12 protein-coding genes and 1 tRNA gene are annotated in these 18,714 nt (G+C 37.5%); 3 read left to right on the top strand and 10 right to left on the bottom strand.

Annotated elements, in window-relative coordinates:
• Positions 1-9 precede the first annotated feature (9 nt).
• A complete protein-coding gene (locus K5783_RS09100; protein WP_297473859.1) occupies positions 10-1,200 on the bottom strand; it encodes an RNA-guided endonuclease TnpB family protein in 1,191 nt (396 codons plus the stop codon).
• Between the two features lie 408 nt (positions 1,201-1,608).
• On the opposite strand from K5783_RS09100, the gene K5783_RS09095 reads away from it, so the two are divergent.
• Positions 1,609-1,683, top strand: a tRNA-Arg gene (locus K5783_RS09095).
• 39 nt (positions 1,684-1,722) lie between these two features.
• On the top strand, positions 1,723-2,073 hold the full coding sequence (locus K5783_RS09090; protein WP_297473858.1) for a hypothetical protein: 351 nt from the start codon (positions 1,723-1,725) through the stop codon (positions 2,071-2,073).
• Here the strand turns inward: K5783_RS09090 and K5783_RS09085 are convergent.
• From K5783_RS09085 to K5783_RS09050, 8 genes are all read right to left on the bottom strand, one after another.
• Complete coding sequence (locus tag K5783_RS09085; protein WP_297473857.1) at positions 2,070-2,528, bottom strand: plastocyanin/azurin family copper-binding protein; 459 nt, start codon at positions 2,526-2,528, stop codon at positions 2,070-2,072. The two genes, K5783_RS09090 and K5783_RS09085, sit on opposite strands and share 4 nt — an antisense overlap.
• A 52-nt stretch (positions 2,529-2,580) precedes the next feature.
• Positions 2,581-4,164, bottom strand: coding sequence for a cytochrome b N-terminal domain-containing protein (locus tag K5783_RS09080; RefSeq protein ID WP_297473854.1), 1,584 nt, complete (start codon positions 4,162-4,164; stop codon positions 2,581-2,583).
• A complete protein-coding gene (locus tag K5783_RS09075; protein ID WP_297473852.1) occupies positions 4,148-4,753 on the bottom strand; it encodes a twin-arginine translocation signal domain-containing protein in 606 nt (201 codons plus the stop codon). The genes K5783_RS09080 and K5783_RS09075 overlap by 17 nt, the downstream gene beginning before the upstream one ends.
• Before the next feature lie 43 nt (positions 4,754-4,796).
• A complete protein-coding gene (locus tag K5783_RS09070) occupies positions 4,797-8,597 on the bottom strand; it encodes a S8 family serine peptidase (RefSeq protein WP_297473963.1) in 3,801 nt (1,266 codons plus the stop codon).
• A gap of 32 nt (positions 8,598-8,629) precedes the next feature.
• Complete coding sequence (locus K5783_RS09065) at positions 8,630-9,598, bottom strand: methyl-accepting chemotaxis protein (protein ID WP_297473851.1); 969 nt, start codon at positions 9,596-9,598, stop codon at positions 8,630-8,632.
• A 110-nt stretch (positions 9,599-9,708) separates the two neighbouring features.
• A complete protein-coding gene (locus K5783_RS09060) occupies positions 9,709-14,793 on the bottom strand; it encodes a hypothetical protein (RefSeq protein ID WP_297473849.1) in 5,085 nt (1,694 codons plus the stop codon).
• Positions 14,794-15,007: 214 nt separating this feature from the next.
• On the bottom strand, positions 15,008-16,339 hold the full coding sequence (locus K5783_RS09055; RefSeq protein WP_297473847.1) for a ThiF family adenylyltransferase: 1,332 nt from the start codon (positions 16,337-16,339) through the stop codon (positions 15,008-15,010).
• Positions 16,339-17,553 carry a threonine synthase gene (locus tag K5783_RS09050; protein ID WP_297473846.1) on the bottom strand — a complete coding sequence of 405 codons (1,215 nt, stop codon included), beginning with the start codon at positions 17,551-17,553 and terminating at the stop codon, positions 16,339-16,341. The genes K5783_RS09055 and K5783_RS09050 overlap by 1 nt, the downstream gene beginning before the upstream one ends.
• A gap of 275 nt (positions 17,554-17,828) precedes the next feature.
• Here K5783_RS09050 and K5783_RS09045 point away from each other — a divergent pair, with 275 nt between their 5' ends.
• A complete protein-coding gene (locus K5783_RS09045) occupies positions 17,829-18,362 on the top strand; it encodes a hypothetical protein (RefSeq protein ID WP_297473961.1) in 534 nt (177 codons plus the stop codon).
• 1 nt (position 18,363) lies between these two features.
• Here the strand turns inward: K5783_RS09045 and hisI are convergent, their stop codons facing one another.
• Complete coding sequence (hisI, locus tag K5783_RS09040; RefSeq protein WP_297473845.1) at positions 18,364-18,693, bottom strand: phosphoribosyl-AMP cyclohydrolase; 330 nt, start codon at positions 18,691-18,693, stop codon at positions 18,364-18,366.
• Between the last annotated feature and the right edge of the window lie 21 nt (positions 18,694-18,714).

Here is an 18,714-nt window from a genome sequence, read left to right as displayed (position 1 = left end):
ACCCGTGAATTACTTATGACTATAGTCACAAGATTCCTTGTTCATTGAGTTCGCATGACTATGAGCATACATGCTTACAGTTAGAGGTGAGCTCTCCAAAGGCGTAACTTCCCTACATCCCATAGGTAGACTGTCTATTCCTCTTTGTTTTATATTCAGAGATGCATTATAGTCTCTATCAAGTAAAAGACCACAGCATTGACAGTGATGTGTTCTGATTGCCAAAGTCTTTTTCACAATTATACCACAGTTAGAACAACTTTGGCTGGTTCCATGTGGTTTTACTTTTGCAAATAAAATACCAGCTTTTGCAGCTTTGTATTCTAGTTTTTGGAAAAATGAATTCCAAGAAGAATCAGATATAGATTTAGATATATGATGATTTTTCATCATGTTTTGTATTTTTAGTTCTTCTACAAATATTGTATCATAGTTATCAACATAATATCTTGATACTTTGTGTAGAAAATCATTTCGTTGAAATTTTATTTTTTGATGTATTTTAGATAGTCTTAGTTTTTCTTTCCATGTGTTAGAAGATCCTTTTACTTTTTTAGACATTTTTCTTTGAGATCGTTTTAGTTTTTCTTCAGATTTTCTCAGAATTTGTGGATGTGCTATCACATGACCATCAGAATCATAGCAATAGTTGTTTATGCCAACATCTAGTCCTATTATTTTCTTTCTCAGTAAAGAACATGATTTTTTGTATTCATTCTCACAAACAACTATTGCGTGCCATGCTCCTGCGATCTCCTTTTTCACATGAATCTCTTTTATCTTACCTTCTATCTTTCTATGAAAAACACATTTAATTTTTCCAATCTTGGAGAATTTGATAGTATCCTGTAAAAGTTTGAATCCAGATTGATTGTAGTTGATACTATTGTATCTTGATTTTGGCTTGAATCTTAACTTTCCTATTCGCTTACCTTTCTTGGATAAAGAAGATAATATTTTAAGATTATTGTAAAACTGCCATAAAACCATCTGAGCTACTTTGCTGTACACTTTGTCTTTTGGAATCATATATGGAATCATCCTTTGCAGTTCATCAAAGTTTATCTTATAACCTTCCTTGTATGCAAGATGAGATTCAAAAATAAAATCATTGTATAGTATTCTACATGAATCTATTGCATTAGTCAGTCTTAATTCTTGTGTCTTTGTAGGATACAGACGAAATTTGTAGCTCATCATTCTGTCTTTTGTTTTTGTATATACTATACAACATCTGGTTATTATGATATAATTTGTTCATTGGAGTGGACCGCTGTTTTCAGTACCACTTTTTGTATATTTTTACATAAAATTACTTTCATTTATGTTTCATCTCCCATGACTTTGTAAACTCATCTGGTGTATCATATCCCAAAGATGAATGAATCCTGGAAATAATTGTAATTTGTAAATGCATCTACAAGAGCATCTCTGCTGCTTGATAATTTGCAAACTCATGTGGCCAGAGATAATCTTTTTTTCGCATCAAAGTTCTCAATTATGTTATAGTATTGTTTTACCATCAACTGATTGGGAGCAATCCACTAGAATTCAACCAATCAGTCTGTTTGGATAAACCCTTAAAATGGTATTAATTGTCAGGTTTTTGGGCTCATAACTCAGCATGGATAGAGTGCTGGACTTCTAATCCAGACGCCAAGGGATCGAAGCCCTTTGGGCCCGCTTACAAAATTATTTATTATTATTCACGTGTGATGATTTGTGAAAGACATAGAATTCAAGATTAATTCAACTAAGATTCATCCAGATTCAGAAATCAAAGGGACAGTTTTAGTTTCATATCCTGGAAGATATGACGGAGTTGTAATCAATACGCAGATTTTGGATTCAAATGAACACATTGTTTACAAATCATACAATGGAAAAAATATTTCACAAAACGTTTCAAGGTTATTTATCAACAAAGACGTGATGCCTGAAAACAAAGCAGAGTTTACTGCATTGATTAAATTCGAGCCAAAACAAGAGCATGAAGTAAAATTCAGAGCGTCAATTATTGAGCAGCACAAAGAAATTGAGAGCCAGATAATTTTTGCGAAATATTCTATCTAGAATCTACTTACTTCTACAGTAATGGAACCAGTCATCCATGGATGTGGTTGACAGTGATAATGAACCTCTTGAGGCTCAGTGAATAGGAATTCATATGTGTCACCTGGTTTGAGAACACCTGTGGAGCCAAAGTCTCCGCTGTAACCATCTGAATGTCTGTGATCAGGAGTAACTGTATGTGCAGTATCATCATTGTTTTGCCAAGTCACATGATTATTGATTGTCAATAATACTTCGGCCTTGTTTGGAACATAGTTTTCATTGCCCTCAATTACTGCACCTGGAACTATTTCAATCAACAATACTTTTTCAGGATGTAAGATGTGTTCATCAACTGATGGTTTTGCCAATGATTCTGGAAGATAAAATGAAGTGTAAAAGACTACAGTTGCAGACATGCCAATAATTAATGCAATTAATCCAATTCCATACGCATGACTTGATGTAGCACTCATAATTTTTTTACGTCTCCAAAGTTCTTATAAAGTTTCTTTAGAATTTTCGAGATCATGGTTTGTTAAGATCTCCAGAACCAACATTTAGATTGTTATCTGCGCCAACTCCTAAATCTGCCTGAGTTTTGGGTGTTGGAACCTCAGGTGCTAACTCTTTTGGTTCGGGTTTTCCTTCAGGTAAAGAATCACCTTTTGGTAGTTTACTTTGCTCTACAGATACTGGTTCTGCTAGTTTTGGTTTTTCATCCTGTACTGGAGTAGGTGGGGGTGGAGGTGCACTCTTTTCTTGACTTAGTGCATATCTGTAGATATGGAAGAATGCTGCAAACACCAACAGAATAATTCCAACAAAGAATAATGAAATGTTCTTCATTCCAATTAATGCAGCATTGTATGCTGCAATGTTTAGGAATACTTGGAATGCCAATAGTGCAACAAGTAACCAGTTAATCCATTTTTCAGAAAGATTGATTGTTGCCACTTTCTTGGGTCCTGTACTTTTTGCAAGTTTTGATTTTCTCTCAGCTTCATTTGCAAGTTTTATCATCATGTACGTGAATCCAAAGCTTAGTGGCACCATCAAGATCATTGTAGAATAGAAGAATATTGGATCAATTACCAATCGTTCTACTAGCGGAATTGATATGTCAGGAGAAATGTAGAATCCCCAATACGTTGTAACCATAATTTGGGCAAGGCTGGTAATGCCAAATGCAGTGATGAGTGGTCTGTCTCTCCATGAGAATTTCTTGTATCTATCGATGAATGGTATCAATACCAGCGATATGATGAATAGTAAAGGCCACAGCAATCCCGTAACAAATTTGTCATACTGTGTTCTCATGAATGCGTAAATTCCCGTCAGATACCATTCAGGTACAGTTACACCTGGCGGTACAGTTGGTTCAAACTTGAATCCCATATCAATTGGGAAGACACCTCCGGTGATGAGAATTGCGCCACCTATTGCCATTACCATTGGTACATCAAAGACCAAAAATCTTGGAAAGTGGACTGCCATCAGTCCAAGCATTACAATTGGCAACAAGAACACATGTTGAGCATAGAATCTCAATACAAAGTCTGAGAAGCCACTGCCTAACGCAGCATCACGAATCGTCGGCCCTGCAATAGGAATAGAAGTTGTCAGAGACGCTGCAATACTAATTGCAAGTTCTGCTCTTTCACTGAAAATAACATCATACCCAGTAAATGCTTCAAGAATTGTCACAACTCCAAGAATGACTCCTGTCATCCACAGAACTTCATTTCTGATTTTGTATCTTCCACTAAAGTATTGGTAATACATGTGAAGTACAGCCAAGAGAACCATTGCATTGGAACCATGATAGTGAATATTTCTTATGTGAAAACCAAACGGAACTTCGTCATTAATGAATTGGACACTATCCCACGCCCTATCCAATATCGGTTGATAGTAAAACATGAGAAGAGCTCCTGAAACTCCAAGTATGATAAACACAGTAAACGTTAGCATTCCCAAAAATCCAAAAGGACTTACAAATCTTGCAGGAAATGAAAACTTGATTGCAGTAAAGATGGTTCTGTCTACGCCATCCCAAAGCCAGTAAAAGAAGCCAACAGCTCCGGTTCTTCTTTCAAGCGAAGCGGCCATATCCAATTACTCCATTATCATTTGCATTAAACTTTGGTGGTAAAATAAATACAAATCCATCAGAATCTATCTCAAGAGTCAATTGAGGCAATGTGTTTGATGGTGCAGCTTGCACTGATGCCGGACCAACAAAAGCTGTTCCAGTTACTGGATCATACATACTTCCATGGCAGGGACATTCACCTCTCTTTCTGCCGTCATCTGGCCAATATTTCCACAAGCACCAAAGATGCAGACATATCATACTATATGCTCGAAGAGATGACGGATCTTTTTTTCCTCCACCTAACTCTTCAGGAAGTCTGATGAATTGCCATTTACGAAATGCTTCAGCATCAAGTGCTGCATCACCAGTTGATGGATATGTGATTACTTCTGCGTGATTAATTGGATATGAATTGATATTTGCCTGAGTGCCATCAGGTAAAATTACGGGTACTTTTTCAAGGGATGCCTGATTTGGATTTGGCATGAAATTGCCAAATGGGACAAATGGAGCAAATGCTAGTCCAGTTCCTGCGGCACCCATCAACTTTAGAAAGTCTCTTCGGGATAATCCGTCAGACTTTTTTGTCCCCAGTTCTGACATTCAAGCTGACGTACTCGCCAAATTGCTTATAAACCTTGTTCAATTATTTGGGAGGTTTTTGTCTAATGATAAAAATAAACAGTATTCCGATCGCAACACCAATGCCAACACCAATTGCAATTCCTGTACTAAAAGATGAATCAGATTCTGGCTGTATGTTTGGTTTATCATCAATTGTACTTTTGGAAATGTTTTGAGAGGGCATAGAAATATCCTCTTTTTCAGAAACTAATTCAGATTCAATATCAATTTGCGGATTTAGTGGTAACATCTCAGAAGAAATGTTTGTAAATTTAGCTGCAAGTGTAATTGGTTCAGTTGTAGAATTTCCACCAAACAAGGTCGAATGTGTCAAAAGTGTGTAGGTACCTGTTTGATTAATTGGGATGAAAAGAACAGTTGAAGTCTCATCTTTGTTTTTTACTGGAAAAAAACCACCGCCTTGACTGAATAGAGAATTGCCCAGCCAATCAAGTGAAGGCCATTTAAGAAAATGACCAAACACACCAGAAGGAACATTGGTTTGAATTATTTTTCCTTGCGGATCCATCACAAATACTGCAAGATTTGTGTCATCACTAGTCCACGAAAGTTCAATTGCTCCAGAATTAATTGATTCATTTTGAATATCAAAATAATATTGTCTCCAGTCTCCTGCCATGTATCGATTAACCATGTCAAATGCACCCTTTGTGTATCCGTTTCCATAAATAACATCGTCACTTTGTTTTCCTTGAATCAGTATTGTTGTATCATTTTCAGTTACTGGCTGTTTAATTACAAAAGACACGGGAGCATTAACTGTGTGTTTGTCACTTTCAAAAGTTAAGAATCCTTGATAGGCTCCTGTCTGCAAATCATTTGGAGTAACTAATGTAACATTAATTGTACCAGTGTCTTTGGCAGGAACAGTAATTGTTTCAGATTCAGGCCAGAGCATGGACCATTTTTCTTTTTGATAATAACTTGCAGAGATGGTATAATCCATAGAAGTCGAATTTTGTTTTGTATCACCTAGCCAGTAAGAATATTTTGTTGGAACTGGATAAACTCCTACTAGTGGTATTCCTTCAAACTTTTCATTAGGTTCTGAAACTCTTAACTCTTGAACTGTTCCCCATGAACCAGCTCTATTTACCATGGATAATTCATTGCTTGTAATTTTTGTGTCGTTATTGTTATCAAGCCAATCATAAAGGTATAATGAAGAGATTTTGAGATCATCAGCGTATACATCAGATGTGTTATTCATAAAGTCTGCAAATGGAAAATTCACATTGACTATCATTAATGTAGATTCGTCTGGAATTGGATTTTGATCATCAAAGAAATCTCCAATCTTTTCATGATTAGTAACATCAGACAGTTTGACATAGTTTGGAATGAATGCATCAGTTTTATTTAAGATGGAATCTTGTTGTCGTACAACAGTCTTTCCATCATATTGATTTTTTGTAATAAGAGATAGTGTTTGAGATTTTACATTAATTGAGAGTTCTTCATCAGTTGGATTATTAATTGTAAAAGTGGCAGTACTTCTATCTCCGGGATTTAATTGACCTCCAAACCAGCTAGTCATAGGAAGAGATGACGAAGAAAGTTGAAACTGATCAAATCCTATCTTAGTTGAATTGATATTTCCAATTGCAGGTTCAAGAATTTTTTTGATATTATCATATGATTTATCATTATACACGATGAATACTCCGTCATCACCATGAACATAATTCAATGCAGCTTCAACATTTACCAGGCCTGAACCTTGAGTGAATGGATCGTTTTGAAGATCTGTTGCAGTAGACATTAGGATGTTTTTAATCAGAAATGGATCATAGTCTTGAGATTGTTTTCTCATTTCCTCCATCAATATCGCAGCGCTTCCAGAAACTAGGGGAGCTGCCATGCTGGTACCTCCAAATAATGAGAAAGATTCTTCCTTGGAGTCTTTTTTAATTTTCAAAACATTTGATGGTGTAAAACCGTGCGCACCAATGCTCATGATGTCAGGTTTTGGATCACCAATGGAGCCCGGGCCTCTGCTTGAAAAATCTACAACATCATCATGATAAATAGTAGAGTTTCCAAATCTGGGCTGGTCTTTGAACGGACCATACCCTACAAAGACATTGTTAGTTGTAGCACCTACTGAAATTCCAAAAGGCGATGCATTTGGCAATCCAATTGTCCCGTATCCATGTCCGGAATTTCCTGCGCTTGAAACTATTGTTATTCCGGGATAATCATCATCTAAAGAGTGTGGAGTCACAAGTACACTTAGAATCAATGACAGCACATCCATTCCCGGAGATGCGTTAAAAGAAGGGAAAGTTGAAACGCCCCAGCTATTAGAAATGATATCAACTTTGGGCTCACCTGAGAATTTCCAATTGTGATCTTTGTTTTCAAACCCTGCAGACCACAACCAACCATAAACTGTATCACCAAACCAGAGTGCCTTTACCGGTACAATCTTTGCATCAGGTGCAACGCCAATAATGGAATGTTTTTCTGTATTGTTGTAAATGTCATAAATTTCCTGACCTCGTGATGTGATGGAAGCTGCACTTGATGTTCCATGACCCATAAAATCACTCATTATACCAAAAAAGTTTCCATCTGAATCCAATGCTGGAAGTAATGTTCCATTTATTGCTTGTAATGAATCATCAATGTCAGTCACATTATTTCTAATCACACCATAAACATCAAGAACTTGTGCACCAAATGTTCCTGCACTGTAATCATTTTTTCCATCATTGTTTGAATCAAATACTAGAAACTCTTTACCACTGCCCAATACAATTGGTTTTTCATCAGTGAAATCAAAATCATATTTTGGTGTTTGGCCTTGCTTTAGATCAAATCTAGTGTAGTCTTTCCAAGAGGTACTCATATCTGGAATTATAGTATCATAAACTCCAGGAATAAACGAATCAACTACAAGAACCGGCACAACTTGTATTCTGGCTAGTGGTCCTTGTGTTGCTCCCTGATAGATTACACCAAGATGATAGATTCCACTTTTTGATTTTATGTAGTTTCTATTATTTTCTCCAATCTTCATGTCTTTGTCAAGTATTCCATCAAAAATTGGCGAGGTACCAAGTTGTGGAAAAAATGAATTGTAAATTGGAATCTTACTTCCCTTACCTCCCTGAGACACGTCAAGGAAAACTCCATCTTTATTGACGTATACAGATGAAGTCATGTCTGGCGGAAGGGGTTTGCTGTAATTTCTGATAATTTCATTCTCATCAATATAGGCAAAGAAAGTAGCATTTGTCAGAACAATTCCTTGTCCATCAGGATCAAGCATTATTGGATGATTGATTTTATCTCGTGCAAGTGAATGCTGAATGTCAGGATTTGAAAAATCAACCCCAGTATCTACAATGGCTATTATTGTTCCATTACCTGAGGCATCATATTTTTTTTTAGCATCACTTGATCCTGTTATCTTACCAATTCTTGAAGAATCGGAAATTACATCATCAGTTGAATGAAAATCCAATTTGGAATCCTCAATGACATGGTAACCTTGTGCTACAAGATTAGAGACAGATTTTTCAGAAAGAACAGAGACGTAAAAAAAACCAGCATCAGATCGTATTCCATACAATGAATTGTTTTTTAAAAAATCAAGATCTTGTGTGTCTGTTCCAAAAATCAGATATCTCTTAAAATCATTTTCTTTAAAAAAAGTGTAATCCATATCAAATATTTCAGAATCAAAAACGGGTGTAACTGAATGATCATCTAAAATTAAATCACCAGTTGTCGCATACGAGTTTGCCAATACAGATGAAAGCAGAATTATTGAAAAGAAAATGGCCGCTTTGGGCATCCAGTTAAATTGGTTTTCTTGCATTATTATAACTATCTTCGTCTGGTAAGAATTGCTACTTGCAGTGCAACAATTAATCCAATTGATGCAATAATTGGCAACATTAGTGCATTGAGTTGGGAGGAAGCCTCAGTGATAGATTTCACGGATTCTGTAATTGTTCCAATGTTTTCATCAATTTGAACACTTGCGCGTTTTAATGTTGTATCAAATCCTGCTATTTCAGATTTGAGAACATCAAGTTCTTCTGATGTCTCATCCAAAATTGAATTTAGTTTAATTATTTGCTCTGAAATTCCACCAAGATCTTGACTTAGGACATTAGTTGCAGCAGAGCCATGAGATGTGGTTCCTTGAGTAAAAGCAACCACGTGAAACACATGTGTTCCTTCTTCTCTGGGAATATAATCAACATAGTACAATCCCTGATGAAGAGTCTTAAATGAATTTGATAGAGGGATGGAAATTCCAGAAGGCAGATGAACATGGGTGGTTCCCAATAATTCTGCAGGTTCATTTCCAATTAACAAACCATCACTGGTAGTTTGCACAAATACTCGAATTGGATTGTTTATTGCCGCAGTTTCAGGAGCAAAGACCAGTGTATTTACAATTCTTTCGACAGGTACGTCAACCAGGTCTGTTGTAGCTGAAAATTTTACATCAATCTTTTGCGAGATGCCGTTTTGCTGAGTACTAATCACTTCCACAGCATATGTCCCAAAGGGAAGATTTGTGGATGGTTGAGGCCAAGTCATCAAACCGTAATTGAAAGAGCCGTCTGGTTTAGTAGTTATCTGATCAAATTTTGCAATGGATTCATCAGGGGCAAAAATTCGTATAATCAAATTTTCTTCAGGCAACCCTTTTCCATAAACTTGTAGGGTATGTGCAGGAGAGTACACTTTGCTGTTTGTAAATAATTCCAGTTCTGAAAATGAATTTGGAGTGTTTACAATTAGTAAAACAATCAAAACAGAAAATAGAATTTGAAATTTCATTTTAATTAATTGTTAATTATCTCCTAGATATTGCTTCTGGAAAAATTGTCTACAACTTACGTTAAAGAGGATTCAAAAAAAAGAAAAAAAGGATAATGTGAACTAGTTTCTTACTGTACAGTTATTGTTGTGCTAACTGGTGGTGATAATGCCGTAGGATTATCAACTGATTCCCAGACAAATGCGGTTGCTGTGTAGCTACCACTTTCGGTTGGAATCCATGATAATGCTGGGCTGAATGATTGACCAGCAGATAGTGAACCTGTAATCCATGCTAGTGAGACTGTAACACCGTTACCATCCTGAATCTGTACCAAGTATGCAAATGCTTGCTCTCTATCCTGACCATTTGCTAAGTCAGCACTGATTTGCACCTGTTGATCAACTGCAACAGTATCTAAACTGTTACCGAATGCGTCAACTGTTCTCAAGTTAGCAGCTGGTGCTCTCTCGAGAGGTGGTACAACAGTACCGATTAGTGAAGTGGCAGTAATATCAAGTTCATCTGCAGTTGTGTATGGATCAGGTAGTGTATTGTCCTCATATTCTGCGGTGACAGTGTCACCTTCTGCGACTCTGAGTCTGTGACCAGAAGATTCGTCAGTAGTTGTGAAGAACACAGTACCTTCGAAGATTCCAGTTGCCTCATTAGTCTCAGTTACAGTAAGGTCAATACCTCCGGCATCGGAGTCAGACCACACATCGACATCGAAGTTGTCGACTGCTTCTGGATCTAAGTTCATGTCTGGGTCAATAACTCTTACAACACCTGTTCCGCTTGCTGGATAACTTGCTTCAAGCCACTGAACTTCACCAATATTCCATCTGATAAGTGCTGAACCGACTACGGTTTCATCCTCTGAGAATTCAAAGGAGACTGTAAGTCCGTCATCATCATCAGTTTCTAGGAATCCGTCTGTTGGCCCTGAGCCATCAGCGGAGGTTGTTGGATTAGTATCATCGCCTGTAATGCCATCTGCATCGTGTAAGAATCCTGTAAGGATTACTTCACCAGTGAAGATGCCAGTGTCAGTACCAGTTTCGACAAGTTTGTAATTGTCAATATCATGTCCTCTGGTAGCAATTTTAATTGGGTCAGAATCGGTATCACCGATTTCGTCAACTAAGTTACTATCAAAGTTGTGATCTGGTGCGACAACAGTGATGTATACTTTATCAGTCCATGTGTAAACTTTTTGGTCAAGTTCTATGGTTGCGCCAAAGTTTGAAGTGAATATTGTCAAGTTGACATCTTCATCTTCGTTACCAACATAATCAGCTCCTGATGGACCCCAGTCAGTATACTCGAGGACAATTTCTTCTCCTCTTTCTAAGTTGTCACCACCTAAGGCGTTAGGAATCTCGACGACTATCTGGAAGATACCAGTAGAGTCACCTGTTTCTCTAAAGTTAAGTGGTTCTGGGTCAAATGCGGCTCCGTTATTAGATGCTGAACCACCTTTATTACCCATGGTAATTGTGGCTGCATCAGAGTCCCATTCGATTAAGTCCAAGTCATATGTCTCAGCCTGGTCATTGTCCAGATCAAGGTCTGGCTCAATGAGGGTCAAGATCATGTCAGAGCCGATAATATACACAGATTTGTCAGATTGCAATACACCGTTTCTTAGGTCAAAAGTAGCAGAGTCCGTTACAGTATTTTCATCACCGGAAGCATCAGCTGGATCAGTGTATTCTACTTGGAGAATATCTCCTTGTAGGATACAATAATTACCGGTGCTTGCGGCTTTGTCAAATCTGTCAGTTACTGAATTATCACCATTATCGACTGCGCCGTTAATTGGTATAAAGTTATTAGTAACTGGACATGTGGTACTTGCTGGACCATCAGTGTATCTAATTAAGATATCAGACTCGAATATTCCTGCATCTGGTGCGATTTCAACCATTGGACCGAATTGTCTGGTCTTCTTGACGTCTGAATTATCAGTGTCAATTGTACCGGCTAATGCGGCAGGTCCACCTGCGTGACCCAAGATTACTGTGCTAGCACCTCTAATAATAGAGAGCTTGACAGGTCCTACGCCTGCTGTGGAGTTTGATGCAATGATATCCTCACCACTTGCGGAAGTATCAAAGTCTGGATCGTTAACTCTAACGTGGATAGTCAGACCACCCTTTTCAAGGAATTCACCTGTTCCTAGACCAGTTGTTGAATCCATTCCAGTTTGGTGGATTGGGAACAATGATCTACTACTTGGGGAATTGGATGTATTGGTGTCATATCTAGCCGGGGTACCAAATGGTACTGGATAGACTGTTCTGTCTAGACTAACTGAACCTGTATTTGCACGAACTCCTGCGGAGTCGCCAACTTCGATGATTTCACCAGATGCGTCTCTAAAGTCAACATAGTTGACTTCAATGTCAAGACCGGTGACAGATTCAGATGTTGTTGCACCTGATCTACACCATGCTCCTGGGATTTGGAAGTTACCAACAAAGACACCGGTTTCGACACCAGTTTCAATTAGTGTGAAACCAGTTGCCGCTAAACCAGCATCAATTGAGGAATCTAATCCACAACTGTTGGCTGCTGTCCATAATTCATCATCAAATGTGACATCAAGTAATCTTCCTAATTGGTCACCATTTGAGAGTTCAATGGATGTACCATTGTTTAATGCTGATGTGGTACTGAATGTACCAGAACCAACTTGGTCTCTAACTGGATCACCAACATTGGTGACTACTGTAAAGATATCAATAAGGTCAGAATCTACGTTAAGATCTAAGTCTTCTAATGTAATTGTAACTGTGTCAGCGTTCTTGTATGAGCTTTGGTCAAATGATACTACACCTGAATGAGATGGAGCTTCTTCTTGATCTGCAACTTGAGTAACAACGCCGTCTGCACCTCTGTCGTTATAGTTGACTCTTGGTGAATCCTCATCAGTCAAATCTTCAATTACAATGAAACTTGGGTCATTGGCAATTGTAGATAGGCCTGTATATGTGGATACGTCTAATATGTTAAGTTGGTTGATCATGATATATTCCAAGCTACCTTCAAAGGTACTTGTATTATCACCTGTTTCTTCAGCTTCAATTCTGATGAGTTGGTTAGCAATTCTTTCGTCTGCCTGATAACCATCATCGATGAAACCAAATGAGAAGAAGTCTGCAACAATAGCATCAGTTGTGTCAATGTTTGGTGTTTGACCTGAATTTGAATTATTCAAAGTGATCAACATACCAATTTGACTTGTGCCTGTCCATGTATCAAAGAGTTCATTGTTAACAGTATCGGATAATCTGTTAATGCTTTGTACACTAACATCCTCCCCGATTTTGAATGCTTTGAGGGTTGCATCATCAAGTCTACCTGTAGAGTTGATGATCTGGTCAGTACTGTTTAGCAAGTAAACATCTACCACACCAGATGATTGCAAACTTCTAACATCAATGTTAAGGAAGTTGAATCCATGGAAAGTTGAGCTTGTTGTGTCGCGGATTGTATTCTTTAACTCATCAAATGTCGTATTAAAGTCGATAACAGTTGCGTTAACACCTGTAGAACCTCCTGTTTGTGCAGTTTGAGTCAAGATTGCTCTCTCACTGAACTTGTCTACAGTTACTGAGGATGTTAAGTTTGTAACACCACCAGATAATTGCAGAGTACTATCAGGATTTACAGTTGCAGCAGAGTAGTTAATGAAGAGTGCTTGTGCAGCGGTTAGACCTGCTTCACCAATTGTAAATGGATCACCAGTTGTTAAGGCTGGAATCACTACAACGTCTGGATTAAACAAGTCCAAGTCTTCATCTGCTCTACTGTTTTTGTTAGCATCACCATCTACGATGATTACTGGGATCTCTTCACCAGAGGTCCATTCGTCATCTGTTGGCTGTATATCGACTGTTGCAAAGCTGAATCCCACAAGAACTGTCACTGGGCTTTCATTGTAATCAATAGATGCAGAGGTTCCCCTTGCTGCATTGCTAGTAATTTTCAATACGGATGTATCTGATTCATCATATGTACCAAATACACCGCTGTTTGGGCCCTGTTCGACAATTGTAACTGGGACTGAAGTACGTCCTAGTACATCTGTTTCACCATCTACGCTTGCTGTTGAAGCATCGTTAGTAGTTAAAACAGTAATTTGTGAGTCACCATTGTCCTGAATTGTCAGAACTTTGTTGGCTGCACCTTGTACATTGACATTTACTAACAATCTACAGTTGTCTTCACACATCAAACTATCTAAAGTGCCACCGATGTTGATTGCATCACCACCATCACCACCGTTTTCATTGAAAACTTGGTAGTATGATCCAACAGATGTACTGTTGGCGGAGTTTGTTCCGAATGTCCATGAATCTTCATCGGTTGGGTCAATGTTTAACCACAAATCAGTGATTGTGGCATGCACCTGAGATAGTCGAGGATACACTGCTCTATCTAAACTTACACCGGCAAATTGATCAACAGAATCAAATGTGAGTGTTGTTGATTGAGCACCACCACCTTTGTTGTACTGTACGACAATATTACCAGTTGGGTTGAATTGATAGAGTTGGATGAAAGGCCAGTTAACAGAACCTGTTAGACCAATTTGGCCTATGTCAACATTGCTGTTGGTATTTGGATCTTTTGCTTCTCTGACAACATTAATTGTGCCATTAGCAACACCAGTTGTTGCTGCTGTACATATTCCTGTAATATCACCACCTGTAGAGGTACCATTCTGCCCTCCATTACCTGTGTGTGGTACAGCAACTCCTACTGTTTGTGCAACTGAGAATCCAAGAACTGTTTCTCCGGATGCAGCAGTACATAATGTACCAAAGTCAAGACCATTTCCTGCTGCACCACCTGTGATGGTAGCAGTAGAGTCTGCGATTTGGGCCATATCTCTGTCTGCAAAGTAACCATACCAGTTACCATCAACTGCTTGAACCATTCTAAGATCCTTGCCGTTAACTGTAACGTCTGGTTCACCTTTTGCCTCATCTGTATCATTAATGTCTGAATCAATTACGACGACCTCAATTACTTGAGGTCCTGACATGTAGTTATCAAACTGTGAGTTTTCTGCGGAAACAAATAGGTTAGCGTTGGCTGCAAATGCTACTGGCATCATAGATGGAGCAGCAAATGTCAAACCACCGGCTAACATAATTGTCATTAATGTAAGACTAGTTATTTTACGTCCTATTTCGTTATTCATGTTATTAGCATTTTTCTTTAAAGTTTGTATTTAAGCCTAATGGACAATTTGTCCACAATATGAACAGATCTTGGGATTATTTTACAATATTTTAAAATTTTATGAATTTTCTATAACATTTGAATACATACATGATATTTATTCTTAAATTAATAAAATGATCTTTAGATATTTCATTTATTTCTAATTATTTATGTAAATTTTACAGCCTAGATTATGCCTTGATCTCTCTTCCTAAGAGGCTTTTGTATAATGCAATAGCTTCTGCCTCATCTTTTGGACCAACAATAACTGCCGATCCCTTCTTCATAAAACTTACAGACAATTCATTAGTTCTCATTGACAATCCCAAGTTTCCCTGATTTTCTACAAGGAATCCTTTCTCTTTTGCAATGCCAGTTACATTATTTACATCAAGATCAAATGTTTCAGTTGGAGTAATAGAGTATGTTCGCTTTCCCCTGTTTCTGCCACACAGTTCTTCCAAGATTAATTCTTCTTTAGGAATGACTTCAAGTTTTCCTGTTCCGCAAATTGGACATTCCTCAGCTCGAAATGTTCTGACACTGTTAAAGTCAAGGTTTTCCAAATCAATGTGAAGTATTTTTTCAGACAGACTTGGTTTTTTCCCAATAATAATTTTTACAGCTTCTGCAACTTCTATTCCACCAACTATAGACAGTATTGATGGATGAACACCCTCAATACTACATGTCGGCATTGTATCCTCATTTAGATCAGGGAACATACAGAAATAACATGCGGATTCTTTTGGTAGAATAGTAAATGCTTGTCCTGAAACCCCAACTGCAGCTCCTGTTACAAACGGAATTCCAAATTTCACACATGCTTTGTTTAACGCATATCTTGCATTGACACTATCAAGTGCATCAATTACAACATCACACCCTTCAACTACTTCAAGTGCAGTGTAATCATTAACAGATACTGCTAATGCCTCTATGTTACAATCAGGATTTAGTTTCTGTAATTTTTTTGCAGCTACTTCAACTTTGATTTGGCCAACATCATCCTCATCAAACATTGTTTGTCTGTGCAAATTTGATAATTCAATTACATCTCTGTCAACAATTCTCAGAGTTCCAACCCCCATTGCAGCCAACCTTGACGTAATTGGATTTCCCAAACCGCCAACCCCAACAACACAGACTTTGGAATTTTTTAGTTTTAGTTGTCCATTGTAGCCAATCTCTTCAAGCATTACTTGTCGTGAAAATCTATCAAGCTCTTTTGCAGATAGTTCTTCTGAACCACCAGCTACTGCAGGCAAAATGTAAACTTCATCACCGTCTTTTAGTAAAGTGTCCATGCCGCTAGAGAATTTTGCATTCTTTCCATTGATGTAGATATTAATCAATGAGCGTGGGGTGCCATCACCCTCCAAAACTCTTCTCTTAAAGTCATCACCCATTAATTCTGAAATTTTGGCAAAGGCATCAGTAAGGGAATCAGCTGAAATCTCAGTCTTTTTCTCCCCTCCGCTTTGGTTCAAAACTGAAGGTATTGTAAATGTGATGTTTGCCACTAGTTTACTACCGCCGAAATTTCTGATATGTCTGCTTTCATTACGTCAGGCTTTTTCAAAACTTCCATGATTGATTCTGTTGCCTTGAGACCATTGCCAGTTACGTAACATACTACTTTGTCATTTGCATCAATCTTTCCTTGTTCTACCATTTTTTGGAGAACCGAGATTGAGACACCGCCTGCAGGCTCTGTGAATATTCCTTCAGTCTGTGCAAGCAATAAAATCGCATCAAGTATTTCCTTGTTGTTACATTCTTCTGCAAATCCATTGTACTGTGAAAGACGTTTTAGAACATATCTGCCGTCACCAGGATCACCAATAGCTAGACTTTTTGCAATGGTGTCAGGATTCTCAACTGGAATTACTTCTTTGGAATTTTTCTTAAATGCATCAACTATAGGTGCGCATCCATGTGGTTGTGCTGCAATCATGTGCATGTTAGATACATCATTAATTAATGAAACAGTTTGTAGTTCCTCAAATCCTTTACAAATAGCATTAAGCATTGCACCACTTCCTACTGGAATTATAACTTGATCCGGTACTTGCCAATCAAGTTGTTCTGCAACTTCAAATGCAAATGTTTTAGACCCTTCCACATAATGAGAACGCATGTTAATATTTACTATTCCAATTCCTTTGCTGTCACCAATTTGTGCAGCAATTCTGTTTGCATCATCGTATGTTCCATCAACCGCGATATAGTTAGCACCATAAGATAACGCCTGTGTAATTTTTGCCATCTCAATGTTACTTGGAGCAAATACATGGCAAGGCATTCTAGCTTTTGCTGCATGTGCTGCAGTAGCTGACGCCAGATTACCAGTAGACGCGCAACCAACAGCAGACAATCCAAATTCTTTTGCTTTTGACACTGCAACTCCTGCAGGTCTGTCTTTGAATGAAAATGTAGGATTTACAGAATCGTTCTTGATGTAAAGATTGTTTAGACCTAATTTTTTTCCAAGATTGTCAGCCTTAATTAGAGGAGTCATGCCAGCGCCAATGCTGACAATATTTGATTTATTCTCTACAGGCAGTAATTCAAAATATCGCCAATAGGTATGTTCACGATTTGAAAATGTATTTCTAGTGAGTGCAGGAAAGTCGTATTTTACATCAAGGGGTCCAAAACACTCATCACAGATATACTTGAAAGCGTTTTCATAGTCTTTTTTGCATTCTCTGCATTGCAATGATGTTTTAGTCAAGATCAGTTTTTCCTCGCAGAACATAGATAAAAAATCCTAATATCAAGTTAAGTAATACTTAATTCTATTCAATAAAAATATAATGAAAAATTTTTTATTCAAATATAAAAAAATTGATAAAAAGTGCCAAAACATGAAAAAACCTCTTAAAAGAAGAGATTATTGAAATTTCTCAATTATGAGGAAGGTTTTTAGATATTTTCACAAAATTCCTATCATTGAAAAATATTGCAAAGATCGGAATTTTGGTTGGATCGGGATTACTAATAGTTACAATGATAGTTGCAATGATGGTAATTATGAATCAGAATGAAGAATCAATACCAATGGAAGTTGAGGATGTAATGGATAAGGAACTAGTTCCAATTGAAGAGAATGCCGAAGTCCAAGAGAAATTAGATGAGATAGAAAAAATCAATTTAGAAAACGAATATTCGCCAAAAGAGAGAGAATGGCTTACATCAGGACCATTTCAAATTGATCGTAGTGAATATGTTTTAGGTGAGAAAATTTTTCTAAGGATTAACGGAATTAGTTATGATGAAAAAGGGCAGATAGTTTTTCTCAGACCATTAAACAGCAGTCATTACTCTGTTTATTGGACTATTCCATTTGACGGTGCTGAAAGACCAGCATTCAATTATTATCTTGAACCTCAGCTATCAAAAAGTAAAGGATATTGTTCTGTAGATGATTTCGTTGGCGATTGGAGAGTGGTGTTCAGAGGTACAGAATATCCAAATTTAGAATTTAAAATTACCGAAGATGTTCTTCCAGGTGAGGAAGATAGTTATGAATCAGTATGCTAGTTTATTTTTCTAAAGTATTATGAAAGCATACTTTTTCACCCAAATGACAAGCTGGACCTGACGGCTCTACAAGATAAATAATTGCATCAGAATCGCAATCAACTAGAATTTCTTTAATTTTTTGAGTATTACCTGATTCCTCTCCTTTCATCCAGAGTTTGTTTCTTGAGCGGCTCCAAAACCAAGAGTTTCCTGTTTTTTTTGCAAGTTCAAGTGATTCTTTGTTTGCATATGCCAGAGTCAAAACATCTTTTGTAATTATATCCTGAACAATTACTGGAACTAGACCTCCGCTTTTTTCAAAATCGATATCATCGATAGATTTTTGCATGTTTCAAAATTAATAACAGGT

This window comes from Nitrosopumilus sp., from assembly GCF_025699125.1.
Lineage (GTDB): Archaea > Thermoproteota > Nitrososphaeria > Nitrososphaerales > Nitrosopumilaceae > Nitrosopumilus.
The sequence above is the reverse complement of the archived record's forward strand: the minus strand, read 5'-3'. Positions and strand labels throughout refer to the sequence as shown.